General features: G+C 29.1%; 15 protein-coding genes. All 15 read left to right on the forward strand.

Going from position 1 to position 13,418, the window contains the following annotated elements; genetic code table 11:
• Positions 1–12: 12 nt before the first annotated feature.
• The gene (locus QX51_RS08885) at positions 13–1,506 is read left to right on the forward strand and encodes a helix-turn-helix domain-containing protein (RefSeq protein ID WP_039679549.1); all 1,494 of its coding nucleotides are present in this window, start codon (positions 13–15) and stop codon (positions 1,504–1,506) included.
• A 91-nt stretch (positions 1,507–1,597) separates the two neighbouring features.
• Entirely contained in the window at positions 1,598–1,903 is a 306-nt protein-coding gene (locus tag QX51_RS08890; protein ID WP_039679550.1) for a DUF1540 domain-containing protein, read from the forward strand.
• A 249-nt stretch (positions 1,904–2,152) separates the two neighbouring features.
• Positions 2,153–2,731, forward strand: a complete 579-nt coding sequence (locus QX51_RS08895; protein WP_039679551.1) for a glycerol-3-phosphate responsive antiterminator — start codon at positions 2,153–2,155, stop codon at positions 2,729–2,731.
• Positions 2,732–2,870: 139 nt separating this feature from the next.
• Positions 2,871–3,668: a Cof-type HAD-IIB family hydrolase gene (locus tag QX51_RS08900; protein WP_039679552.1), complete on the forward strand. Its 798-nt coding sequence runs from the start codon at positions 2,871–2,873 to the stop codon at positions 3,666–3,668.
• A gap of 18 nt (positions 3,669–3,686) precedes the next feature.
• Complete coding sequence (locus QX51_RS08905) at positions 3,687–4,985, forward strand: ABC transporter substrate-binding protein (protein ID WP_039679553.1); 1,299 nt, start codon at positions 3,687–3,689, stop codon at positions 4,983–4,985.
• Positions 4,986–5,057: 72 nt separating this feature from the next.
• Positions 5,058–5,942: a carbohydrate ABC transporter permease gene (locus QX51_RS08910; RefSeq protein WP_039679554.1), complete on the forward strand. Its 885-nt coding sequence runs from the start codon at positions 5,058–5,060 to the stop codon at positions 5,940–5,942.
• The gene (locus QX51_RS08915) at positions 5,932–6,759 is read left to right on the forward strand and encodes a carbohydrate ABC transporter permease (protein WP_039679555.1); all 828 of its coding nucleotides are present in this window, start codon (positions 5,932–5,934) and stop codon (positions 6,757–6,759) included. Before QX51_RS08910 ends, QX51_RS08915 begins: the two co-directional genes overlap by 11 nt.
• Before the next feature lie 9 nt (positions 6,760–6,768).
• Positions 6,769–7,857: an ABC transporter ATP-binding protein gene (locus tag QX51_RS08920; protein ID WP_039679556.1), complete on the forward strand. Its 1,089-nt coding sequence runs from the start codon at positions 6,769–6,771 to the stop codon at positions 7,855–7,857.
• A 2-nt stretch (positions 7,858–7,859) separates the two neighbouring features.
• Complete coding sequence (locus tag QX51_RS08925) at positions 7,860–8,648, forward strand: sugar phosphate isomerase/epimerase family protein (RefSeq protein WP_039679557.1); 789 nt, start codon at positions 7,860–7,862, stop codon at positions 8,646–8,648.
• Between the two features lie 174 nt (positions 8,649–8,822).
• On the forward strand, positions 8,823–9,206 hold the full coding sequence (gene acpS, locus QX51_RS08930; protein ID WP_039679558.1) for a holo-ACP synthase: 384 nt from the start codon (positions 8,823–8,825) through the stop codon (positions 9,204–9,206).
• A 181-nt stretch (positions 9,207–9,387) separates the two neighbouring features.
• Positions 9,388–10,365, forward strand: a complete 978-nt coding sequence (locus QX51_RS08935) for a beta-ketoacyl-ACP synthase III (RefSeq protein WP_039679559.1) — start codon at positions 9,388–9,390, stop codon at positions 10,363–10,365.
• Positions 10,366–10,514: 149 nt separating this feature from the next.
• Complete coding sequence (locus QX51_RS08940) at positions 10,515–10,748, forward strand: acyl carrier protein (RefSeq protein WP_039679560.1); 234 nt, start codon at positions 10,515–10,517, stop codon at positions 10,746–10,748.
• Positions 10,749–10,772: 24 nt separating this feature from the next.
• The gene (gene fabK, locus QX51_RS08945; protein WP_039679561.1) at positions 10,773–11,708 is read left to right on the forward strand and encodes an enoyl-[acyl-carrier-protein] reductase FabK; all 936 of its coding nucleotides are present in this window, start codon (positions 10,773–10,775) and stop codon (positions 11,706–11,708) included.
• Positions 11,701–12,651: an ACP S-malonyltransferase gene (gene fabD, locus QX51_RS08950; RefSeq protein ID WP_039679562.1), complete on the forward strand. Its 951-nt coding sequence runs from the start codon at positions 11,701–11,703 to the stop codon at positions 12,649–12,651. The genes fabK and fabD overlap by 8 nt, the downstream gene beginning before the upstream one ends.
• Positions 12,652–12,676: 25 nt before the next feature.
• Positions 12,677–13,417: a 3-oxoacyl-[acyl-carrier-protein] reductase gene (gene fabG, locus QX51_RS08955; RefSeq protein ID WP_039679563.1), complete on the forward strand. Its 741-nt coding sequence runs from the start codon at positions 12,677–12,679 to the stop codon at positions 13,415–13,417.
• The last annotated feature ends 1 nt before the right edge of the window (position 13,418 follow it).

Raw genomic sequence — 13,418 nt, forward strand, 5'->3', positions numbered from 1 at the left:
AAGGTGGATAATTTGGAAAATATTGAGTTTGGTCAATTGTTAGAGAAGTTACTTTATCTATCCAATCAAAAGAAAATTACACTAGCAAAAGAATTAGGTTATGATATATCTTATATAAGTAAATGGATAAACGGAAGAAACTTGCCTACACAGAAGAGTATATCAAGCATATGTAAAGCTACATCACAATTTATAGTTAGCTCTCTTAATCCTATATCAAATCAAGGACTTAAGAGATATTTTGAAATAGAAGTAGAAGATGACACTGAGTTAGCGAAGTATATTGAACGAAGTTTAAAAAAATCTTATTTAATTACAGCACAAAAAAGTGATTCTAATATATATAAAGGTACTCATTCGGAAGAAAATTATAATAGTATACTTCATATAAATCCGAGACTAAGAAAGCAATACTTGTCAAATGACACAGATTTATATATAAATGAATCCAACAAGTTGGATATAATTTTATCTACAAATTTATATAAATTGAAAAGTAATGATAAAGTATATATAGCAGGGATGAAATCTTCATTAGCTGAAATACAAAAGGATAAAGAGATAAGAGTTAGATTTTTAACTGGATTTGAAGGAAGTGAAAATAACACCATATTGAATACTTTCATTTTAATATATATGATAATAACTTATACTGATTTAAATTTTGAAGTATATAATTGCAATATTGACAATAGTGATATTTTATCAGTTATAAAGGATAGAATATTTCATAGCGCTATATTTGCAAATAATGAGCGTTGCTTATTTACAAATATGTCAAAAGAGAGAACTATAATAGATGAAGTTTATTATAGCTTTGAAGAAATAATAAAAGATCAAGGAAAATTACTTGTAGAAAAGAAGCCATCAATAGATGTTCTAAAGGATAAAGTTTATATGCAATACATTATGGGGCAAGACTTGAAGTGGATATTAGGGTCAATGAATGAGTTTTTTATGCCATCAGATTTATTTATGGAATTGGCAGAAAGTGTGTTTGGACAAGATAAAGAAGTAATACAGGAGTTACGACAAATAAATATATTTTTACAAAGTATCATATACAAATCTAATATAAAGGTTTTAATATATGAAACTGAATTAATGAAATATATATCAAATGGAGAAGCGATATTTTTTAATAGACCTATTAAATTGACTTTGGCTCAAGTAGAAAAACATATAAAAAATATGGAAAAAATAATAAAAAATAATGAAAGTATAGAAATAAAACTTATTGAAAATAACATTTTGGATGACTTTAATTCTGATTTAAAGCCCTCAATATACTTATCTAAAAATTTAAAGATAATAAAGATGAATCCAGATAAATTTAATAACTATGCAATTGTTAAAGATTTTGAATTTAATAAAATATGTGATGAATTATTTGATAAGTCTTGGAATGGAAATTCAGGCAAATTTGTAGATGAAAAAGATGAAATTTTAGATAGAATATCAAAGGCACTAATTTACACTAGAATAATAAATGATGAAGAAAATTAAATTTTTGATTAAATTATATTAAAAAGTACACTAGAATTTTATTTCTCCTTTTGGAAATAATAAAAGAAACATTTCATAAGGAGGTATGAATATGCAAGATGGAAGTTTAAATTGTAATGCAACAAACTGTTTACATAATTTCAACTTTGAATGTAAAGCAGGAGCTATAAATGTAGGTGGACGTAGCGCTGTAGAAACATCAGGAACTACTTGCACAACTTTTATAGACAAAGCAAAGAGTAGTTTTGTAAATAGTATAGATGCTCTAGATACAGAGGTAAGTAATATTAAATGTGAAGCTTACAATTGTATACATAATGAAAATAAAGGTTGTCATGCAGAAAATGTTCAGATAGATGTTCAAAATGCATGTTGTAACACATTTAAATGTGAATAATAAATGCAAAAGTATTATCAATAGGAGCATTGATAATACTTTTTTATATTGTATGAACTTATTTGTTTCAGAAAATATACAACAAAATAGAGGATTTAATAAAAAGAAGCTAAGAGTTTATAATCTTGGCTTCTTTTTTGTTGTTTATCTAAAAATATAAAATCTTACATTGATTTAATATATATCTAACATTTCATCGTTAATATTAAGTTGTAAATAAAAAATATTTCGACGGAAGAAGGAAATAAAATGAAAAATAATATAATTAAAAATCCCTTGATAGCTGCTGCAAGATCTAATAATTTAAGCAAAGCTGTAGAATCAAATGTTTCAGCAGTAATATTAATGGAAGTCAAATTAAATTATTTATTACAAGATGAATTTAAAAAGAACAAAGATAAAAAGCCTATATTTATACATTTAGACTTGTTAAAAGGTTTGTCAAATGATGTTGAATCTATGAAATTTATTAAAGAATACATAAACCCAAGTGGGATTGTATCTACTAAAAGTACTGTTTTAAATGCTGCTAAAAAAAGAGGACTAATGACAATACAAAGGGTATTTTTAATTGATAATAAATCCTTAAAAAATTCTATAGCAAGTATTATAGAAAATGATCCAGATATGGTAGAAGTAATGCCAGCATTATGTGGTGAAATAGTTGACAGATTAAAAAAGGAAATAAATAGACCAATTATTCTTGGTGGATTAATAGATAAAGAAGAGCAGATAATAGAAGGCTTAAAGCAAGGAGCTGATGCTATATCTTTTAGCAAAGAAGAATTATGGAACATAAAGATAGATGATGAAATAAATATTAGTTAGATACTAGATTTTAAATAGATAAATACTTACGCAATGTCAATAACCATGATTCTTGGTGGAGACTGGAGAAAACCAATAATTGTGAAATAAATGGTATAGGAGGTTAATTTTCTAAATTTTAAAATTAAAGGAGCTTTGCATGAGTACAAAAATGATAGTGTCTGATTTAGACGGGACTTTATTCAATAGTGATTGTGAGGGATATGGTGTTTCAAAAGAATTGATATCTTACATAAAAAAATTTAAGGAAAAAGGAAATATGTTTACTATAGCTACAGGAAGACCTATAGAAACGAGTATAGAAGTAGCTAAAGAAGTAGGTATTAATGCACCTTATATAACTTACAATGGAGCTAAGATAGTAGATATAAATGGCGAAAAAATTTATTCTGAACGATTTTTGATAAAAGAAATATTGTTTTTTTTAAGAGAAGTTGAGAAATTTGGAGCGTCTATAATACTTTATGTTAATGGTAAGATTCTTTGTTTCAAATATACACAGAGAATATCAGTATATGAGAAGAAAGAGATTACGAAATGTGAAGAAATAGATGAAGCTTTGTTTGATACGGATATAAGAGTAAACAAAGTATTAGTAATTGGAGATGTAGAAAAATACGAAGAAATGTGGAATGACTTAGATATTTCTATAAAAGATAAATTTAGATATGTTATCTCAGAAGATGATTATTTTGAAATAGTTCAAAGTAATATCTCAAAAGGAAGTGCATTAAAGGTATTAAAAAATCATCTAAATATAGAAAATCTAGAAATAATAGCTGTTGGAAATCATATGAATGATAAAGAATTACTTGAAGTAGCTGATGTCGGATTTGCTGTAAACAATGCAGTAGATGGATTAAAAGACATAGCCGACTATACAACAAAGGAAGAGTATGAGAATGGCGTTATAGAAATTATAAAAAAATTTATGTAATGATTAGGAGAGAGAAAAATGCATAAAAAATTAGTTAAAATATTTTCTTTAATTAGTGCAGTATCTTTACTTGCTGTTGGATGTAGTAATGGGCTAAGTAGTGCTCAATCATCTGATAAAAAGGTAAAAATAGAGTACTGGCATGTTAATGCTGAAACTCAAGGTGGAAAAAGTGTAGATAAATTAGTTGAAGAGTTCAATAGTCAAAGTGATACCGTGGAAGTAGTTGCTAAATATAACCCTGACATGTACAAAGGATTATTACAAAATTTCCAAGCTGAAGCAGCTACAGGGTCTACTCCAGCCTTAGTACAAGTTGGATGGTCATTCTTAGATTACTTTTCAAATAACTTTGATTATGTAGAGCCTCAAGATATAATAGATAAACACTTTCCAGAAGATAAAACATTCTTAGAGGATAACTTCTTACCAAATATATTAGATCTTGCTAAAAATAGTGAAGGGAGTCAAGTTGGTATACCTTATTCTTTGAGTACGCCTGTATTATACATAAATAAAGATATGTTGAAAGAGTGTGGATTAGATGAGAATGGTCCAAAAACTTGGGAACAAGTACAAGAATTTGCTAAAACAATAAAAGAGAAAACTGATAAATATGGTGTTTATATACAAGAACCAGCTGATAACTGGGCAACTCAAGCTTTATTAGAAAGTAATGGAGCTAGAATGATAACTGATGGCAAAGCAACTTTTGCGTCAAATAAAGGAATAGAGGCTTATGAGGCCTATGCTAACATGGTAAAAAATGAAGAAGCATTACATATATCATGGGATGAGGGTGTTCAATCATTTATAAATGGTGAAGTAGGTATGTTATATACTACAATTGCAAGAAGAGCGAGTATACAAGAAGGTGCTGAGTTTGATGTTTCAGCAGTTAATTCGCCAGCTTGGGAAGGTGAAGATGTAAGATTACCAGCAGGTGGATGCTTTTTAGCGATTACAGCTCAAGATGAAGAAGAGCAAAAAGCTGCATGGGAATTCCAAAAGTACTTATATAGTGTAGAATCTATGGCAGAGTGGACTATAGGAACGGGATATGTACCTCCAAGAAAAGATGTTGCAGAAGCTGAAAACGGACTAAAATCTTTCTTAGAAGAAAATGAAATGATGGAAGCTGCTACAAGCCAAATGGAAGACGTAGTATCCTGGACTTCTTTCCCGGGAGATGCAGGCCTTGAAGCAGAACAAATATTATTAGATACAAGAGATCAAATTTTAGGTGGAAGAGTTTCAACTAAAGATGGTTTAACAGAAGCACAAAATAAAATAAACAAATTATTAGAAAAACAATAAAGATTATTTCTATAAAAGGTAGAAAAATAGTTTCTACCTTTTATTATAAAGATTTAAATAAGGAGACATTAAATGAGTAAAATTAAAGAAAAATTAACTCCACACTTACTTATCCTACCATCAATTCTAGCTTTTGCATTATTCATGTTTTGGCCATTAATTAGAACTGTATACTTAAGTTTCTTTTCGTGGAATATGGTTAAACCGACAAAAACTTTTGTAGGATTAAGCAATTATATCGAAATATTTAATGACCCATTAACTTATAAAATTATGGGAAATACATTTTTATATATAATAATATTACTTTTGGTTAACTTTGTAGCACCATACATATTATCTTTTATACTTTCTGTTGTAATAACAAAGGCAAAAGGGTTTTATAAAAGCGTTATATTCTTACCAAGTGTAATTTCTTTGGTTGTTGGCTCTATTTTATATTTGTGGATTCTTAATCCAATCTCAGGGCCAGCGGCGGCAATTGCAAAGTGGTTTGGAATAACATTACCCATATGGACTAAAACTGATGGACTAGTAGTTGTAATATTAAGTTTAATAACAAGCTGGAAAATCTTCGGTTACAATTTTATCGTTGTACTTGCTGGAGTATCGGGAGTATCTAGTGAGGTTATAGAGGCTGCAAAGCTAGATAATATTCCTATGCATAAGATATTTATAGATATAATAATACCCATGAGTAGTGCGACAGGAATATACGTATTAATTATGACAATAGTTCAGGGGTTGCAATACGTGTTTACACCTATAAAAGTTATTACTCAAGGTGGTCCAAACTATGCAAGTTCCAACGCTATTTACAATGTTTATCAAGAAGCTTTTGTATTATATAAAACAGGAACAGCATCAGCATTTGCCATAATAACAATGGCATTATTCGTAGTGTTATTAATATTAGAATTTAAATATGTAGAAAAAGGAGTATATTATGAAAACTAAGTTAAATTCAGAATTTAAATGGCACATACTTTTAGGTATATTTGTGATAATCTCTCTTTTTCCAATTATATTTGCCATATCAAGCTCATTTAAAAGTTTAGGTGAAGCCTACAATAATGTGTTAGGAATTATACCTAACGAACCAACATTAAATAACTATATAGAAGTGTTTAAAAGACTTCCTTTTGTAAATATAACAGGTAATACCTTTTTTATAGCAACAATGGTTACATTATTTAAAGTTACAACATCTGTTTTAGCAGCATATGCATTTGTATACTTTGATTTTAAATATAAAAATATACTGTACTTTATAATGATAAGTACGATATTTATACCTTTTACGGTAACTATGATACCAAATTATTTAACTATATCTCAATTAGGGTTGAGGGACAGTTTGTGGGGAGTTATTTTACCTCAGTTAAGTGATGCAACAGGAATATTTTTGCTTAGGCAATCCATGAGAACTATACCAAAATCACTTATCGAAGTTACGGAATTAGAAAATATAAATCATTTTAAGAGGATGAGAGATATAATTGTTCCAATGGTTAAACCTTCAATAATTTCAACAGGAATAATGTTCTTTATAAACTCTTGGAATGAGTATGTTTGGCCAGTATTAATATTAAAGACAAAGGAAAACTTTACATTGCCTTTAGCATTGCAATTATTCATAAGTGCAGAAGGTGGGACAGACTTTACTATCGCAATGGCAGTATCAGTCATAACAATGATAATACCTTTAATATTATATATAATATTCCAAAAACATATTATAGATACTTTTACATCATCGGGGATAAAAGGATAGGAGAAAATTATGAAAGAAATTGTATTTGAAAATATATGCAAAAGTTATGGGAAAACACATGTTGTTAAAAATTTAAATTTAACTATAAAAGAAGGAGAAAGATTAATCATACTAGGTCCATCTGGTTGTGGAAAATCTACTACTTTAAGAATGATAGCTGGTTTAGAAAAACCAACATCAGGAAACATATATATGGACGGAAAATGTGTAAATGAAGTAAAAAGTGGTGATAGAAATATAGCTATGGTATTCCAGAATTATGCGTTATTTCCGCATATGACAGTCAAAGAAAATATAATTTATGGACTTAAAGCTCATAAAATACCTGAAGATGATATTGATGAAAGATTAAACGCAGCAGTTAAAATGTTAAGGCTAGAAGGGTTAGAAGATCGTAAGCCTAAGGACTTATCTGGTGGTCAGCGTCAAAGAGTTGCTCTTGCAAGAGCTGTGGTAAAAAGAGGAGATTTCTTCTTACTAGATGAGCCCTTGTCAAATCTTGATGCTCAATTAAGAGGTCATGCTAGAAAAGAATTAGTAAAAATTCATGAAACCTACAATCAAACTTTTATATACGTAACTCATGATCAAGTGGAAGCAATGACTATAGGAGATAGAGTAGCATTAATGAACAAAGGTGACTTACAAATGCTTGATACACCACAAAATGTATATAATAAACCAAGAAATATATTCACTGCAAAGTTTATAGGTTCTCCGTCAATGAATATATTTGATGTTGATTATAAAAGTGGAGCGATTAATATAAATAACCAAGTAATAAATTTATCAAATGAATGGATTAAACTTATAGAGTCTAATGGAGCAAGTAAATTGTCTTTTGGAGTCAGACCAGAGCACGTGGAATTATCTATCGTAAAAATAGCGAATTCATTCAAAGGTATTGTTAAATATATTGAAGATTATGGAAATAAAATAGGGGTATATTTTGAAATTGAAGGCAATGAAGTAATTGCATTAGTTGATGAAGATACATTTAAAAAAGGTGATGAAATATACTTTAAGCCTAATTTTAGAAAAATTCACTTATTTAATAGAGAAACTACTATGTCTATTGGATATCCGGAGGAGAAATAAGTATGAATATTTATATAAGTACAAATATGTTTAAAGTGAATCAGCTAGAAGAAGTATTTAATATACTTGAACATATTCCACATGAAAATGTAGGAATAGAACTATTTGTAGAGTTTCATAATCCAGAATTTATGGAGGTTGTTAATAAGAATATGGAAAGATTGAATAAATATAAAATTTCAATGCATGGTCCATATTACAAAACAGAGCATTCTTCAGAAATAGGTTCTGATTCATATAATATATCAAAAAAATATTTTATAGACACACTAAAATTATCCCAAAAGTTAGATAGTTCTTACATAGTATATCATCACAATAATTGTAAAATACACGATAAAAAAGTAATGATTAAGAACTCTAAAATAAACTTAGAAGAATTAAATAAATTAGCAAAAGACTATAATGCTAAAATAGTGATAGAAAATGCAGGTGTAATATCTAGGCAGAATATATTATTTGATCAGGAAGAGTTTATTCAAATTTGTAAAGAGAGTAATCAGGATGTATTAATAGATATTGGGCATGCATTTGCAAATGGATGGAATTTAGAATATGTTATAAAAGAGTTGAAAAACAAAATAATATCTTATCATTTACATAATAATGACGGCAAAAAGGACAGTCATGATTCTATATTTTATGGAAGTTTTAATATAGACGAGTTTCTTGAAATTTACAATAAATACACGAATAAAGCAGATTTAGTATTAGAGTATAATAAAGATTACAGAAAAAAGGTGAATATACTAATTGAAGATATAGACTACATAAAATCAAGAATTAAATAATAAGTAAGAAGACATTGTTAATAATCAATGTCTTTTTTTACTTACTGAGACAGAATACTAGCTTAAAGCACTATATTTACTGTTGGAAAATTATCATAAAATTTATATAAGAATAGTGTTAAAATGTATAAATAATAAGATGATAATAAAAATACTTAATTAATGGAGGAAATTATGAATATTTTAGATATAGGAATAGATATTGTAGAAATTGGAAGAATAAAAAATGCTTTAGATAGTAATGGCAATTTTCTAAAAAAATTATTTACTGATAAAGAAATAGAATTATTTAGATCAAAAGGATATGCACCACAAACAATCGCTGGAAACTTTGTAGCCAAAGAAGCCATCAGTAAATCTTTGGGATTAGGGATAAGAGGTTATGACTTTAAAGATATAGAAATACTAAGAGATAAATTGGGAAAACCCATAGTAAAAACACATAATAATTTAGAAAAAATATGTGAAAGTTATAATGTTTTAGAAATAAAAGTATCAATATCTCATGGAAAAGATTATGCTATTGCCAATGCTATGACTATAATAAAAGATAATTAAAAATTATTTACAAGAAAAAAATTTACATAAAAGAGGTTGACTTATTGATTTGAATGTAATATAGTTTGAATATCAAAACAAAACTAGATTATAAATTTATTAATAATTTTAGGTTGTTTTGAATATTATATTTTGATAATCAAAATATTTTTAAATCAAATATAAAAAGAAGGAGAAATCTATGAAAGAGGTAATTATAGAAGGTTTAGGAAAATATACACCTTCCCACTTAGTTACTAATGATCAGTTGAGTGAAATCATTGATACTAGTGACGAATGGATTTATTCACGAACTGGCATAAAAAGTAGATATATTTCTAGAGGTGAAGATACATCTTATATGGCAGCAAAAGCTGGTGAAAAAGCTTTGGAAAATGCAAATGTAAGCCCATTAGATGTGGATTTGATAGTAGTAGCGACTTGTACTCCAGATATGTTTACTCCATCTACGGCATGCATAGTTCAAAGCATCATAGGTGCAGATAATGCCCTTGCCTTTGATATAAGTGCTGCATGTTCTGGATTTATATATGGATTAGATGTAGCAAAAGCCCTCATGAAATCAAATAATTACAAACATGCACTAGTTATAGGTGCTGAAAATCTTTCAAAATCACTTGATTGGGAAGATAGAGGTACATGTGTGTTGTTTGGTGATGGTGCAGGAGCTGCTATCCTGTCAAAAAGTGATGACCTGGGACTTATGAGCTCTTTTTGTAAATCAGAAGGAAGCAAATATAAATGTATAACCATTGAAGGAAATGACGTAGACAGCCCATTTGTGGAGAATAAAACAATTAGACATTCTAAATTAAAGATGGATGGCGGTGAAGTATTTAAGTTTGCTACATCTGTCATAGTAAGTTCAATTAACAAAATACTTAAAGAAAATAATTTAGATATAAATGATATTGATTATATAATCCCACATCAAGCGAATGTAAGAATTATTCAGTATGCTGCTAAAAAACTAAAAGTGGATATGGATAAATTTTATATGAATATGGAGGAGTATGGAAATACTTCTGGGGCATCAATACCAATTGCATTGAGCGATATGGATGAAAAAGGGTTACTAAAAAAAGATAGTAAAATTATATTAGTCGGATTTGGTGCAGGCCTTACATATGGAGCAACTTTAATAAATTGGGCTATTTAATTTGAAAATAAATAAGAATTAAGGAAATTTAAAATTAACAAGATTAACTAAGATTACAGAATTAATTAAGATAGCTGAAGTAGTAAAGAAAATTAAGATTACAAAAATAATAAAAATTAAAACTAAGAAAATTTATGGAGGATTTAAAAATGATATTTGAAAAATTACAAGGAATAATGGAAGAAAACTTATCAATAGAAAGAGATGAAATAAAATTAGATAGTACTTTTCAATCGTTAGGAATAGATTCATTAGATACATTCCAATTAATAATAGAGATAGAAGAAGAGTTTGGAATAGAAGTTGAATCACCAGAAAATATGAAAACTATAAAAGACGTAGTTGACTACATAGAAGAAAAGACAAAAGAAAAAGTACAATAATAAGATGTGGTTGCAGGAGGAAATATGAAAACTTCAAGGATAACAGAATTACTTAATATAGAATACCCAATAATTCAAGGAGGTATGGCTTGGATTTCTGATGCTAATTTAGCAGCGGCAGTTAGTGAGGCAGGAGGCTTAGGAATTATAAGTGGAGTAGGGAGCACAGACGATGTTAGAGCTGAAATCAAAAAAACTAAGTCACTTACTAAAAAGCCTTTTGGAATTAACATAATGCTTATGAGAGATAACATTGATGAAATTGCCAAACTAGTATGTGATGAGCAAATTGCTGTAGTAACTACTGGTGCAGGAAGCCCAGGTAAATATATTGAAGATTGGAAAAAACATAATGTGAAAGTAATACCTGTTGTCCCTTCTGTAGCAATTGCAAAGAGGATGGAAAAATTCGGTGCAGATGCAGTTATAGTAGAAGGGATGGAAGCAGGAGGTCATATTGGTCAATTGACAACTATGAGTTTAGTACCGCAAGTTGTGGACGCAGTGGATATCCCTGTAATAGCAGCAGGAGGAATAGGTGATGGAAGAGGTATGGCAGCATCGCTTATGCTTGGAGCTTGTGGAGTTCAAATGGGAACTAGATTTTTAGTATCTGATGAATGTAAGGTACATGAAAATTATAAAGATAGAGTTTTAAATGCAAAAGATATAGACACTGAAGTTACTGGAACAAGCACATCTCATCCAGTTAGAGTTTTGAGAAATAAACTTACTAGAGAATATATTAAGCTAGAAAAAACTAATGCTGATCCTACGGAGATAGAAGCTTTAGGAAAAGGAGCCTTAAGAAGAGCTGTAGTAGATGGAGATATTAATAACGGCAGTGTTATGGCAGGTCAGATAGCTGGTCTTGTTAGCAAGAAACAAAGCTGTGAAGAAATTATAAATGAATTAATGAGTGAATTAGATTTAGTACTTGGGAGGGTTTGCAATGAGTAATAAGATAGCATTTCTTTTTCCAGGTCAAGGATCACAATATATAAACATGGGAAAAGACTTATATGACAATATAGAGAGTTGCAAAGACATATTTGATAGAGGTGAAGAAATTCTAAATATGCCTATAAAGAATTTAATTTTCAATGGTTCTATTGAAGAATTAACAAGGACTAAAAATAGTCAGCCAGCAATAATGCTAACATCTTTAGCTTGTGTAAAAGCTTTAGAAGAAGAAGGAATTGAAGCTGGTTATGCGTTAGGATTATCTTTAGGAGAATATGGAGCCTTAGTATATGGAGGAATGCTTTCTTTTGAAGATGGGATGAAACTTATAAAGACGAGGGCACAAATTATGGATTCTGAGGTAAGCCCAGAGGAAGGTACTATGGCAGCTGTATTAAAGCTTGATAATGAAAAAGTTGAAGAGCTTATAAAAAGAGCTAGTGAGTTTGGTCTTGTGGAAGGTGCAAACTATAACTGTCCTGGGCAAGTTGTAATATCAGGAGATCATAAGGCGATAAAAGCAAGTATGAAAATAGCAAAAGAACTAAAAGGAATAGTAGTTCCTTTAAAAGTAAGTGGACCTTTCCATAGTTCAATTTATGAAAAAGCTAGTTATAAATTTTATGAAGAATTAAAAGAAGTAAATATAAATAAATTTGAAAAGACCGTTTACTCTAATGTAAAAGGAAGTTCTTATGAAGAAAGTGATGATGTGAAGGAGTTATTAAGACAACAAATAATGTCATCAGTACTTTTTGAAAAGAGTATAAGAGATTTGATTGACAAAGGTGTTAATACTTTTGTAGAAGTAGGTCCAGGTAAAACTTTAACTGGATTTGTAAAGAAAATAGATAAAGATGTAAAAATCTATAATGTGGAAGATTTAAAGTCTTTAGGAGAAACAGTTGAAAGTTTAAAGCTTGAAAAAATTAATGCTTAAGCTTTGAATAACGGGAGGAAAATTAATGTTACAAGGAAAATGTGCAGTAATTACAGGTGCTTCTAGAGGTATAGGTAGAGAAATTGCTTTAAAATATGCCAAGGAAGGTGCTAATATAGTGCTTAATTATAGAAATAGTGAAACAGAAGCTCTTCAGTTAAAAGAAGAATTAGATAAGTTAGGATCTGATACTTTGATTATCAAAGCGAATGTGAGTAATTTTGAAGAAGCTGAAAGATTAATAAAAGAAGCTAAAGAAGTTTTTGGAAGAGTAGATATATTAGTTAACAATGCTGGTATAACAAAAGATAATTTAATAATGAGAATGAAAGAAGAAGATTTTGATAGTGTTATAGAGGTTAATTTAAAAGGAGCATTTAACTGCTTAAAGGCAGTAACTCCAATAATGATAAGGCAAAAAGAAGGTAAAATAATAAATATGTCTTCTGTAGTAGGTGTTATAGGTAATGCAGGTCAGGTAAATTACTGCGCATCAAAAGCAGGCCTTATCGGTATGACAAAGTCTTTAGCACGTGAAATCGGAGGTAAAAACATTAATGTAAATGCCATTGCTCCAGGATTTATAGATACTGATATGACAAAAGTTCTTAATGAAGATCAAAAGAAAAATATAATGTCTCAAGTGCCTCTTAAAAGGTTAGGTCAGGCAGATGATATTGCTAATTTAGCATTGTTTTTAGCTAGTGAACAATCTAATTATATAACAGGTCAAGTCATCCATGTTGATGGCGGAATGGCAATGTAGG

Source organism: Terrisporobacter othiniensis (assembly GCF_000808015.1).
GTDB classification, from domain to species: domain Bacteria; phylum Bacillota; class Clostridia; order Peptostreptococcales; family Peptostreptococcaceae; genus Terrisporobacter; species Terrisporobacter muris.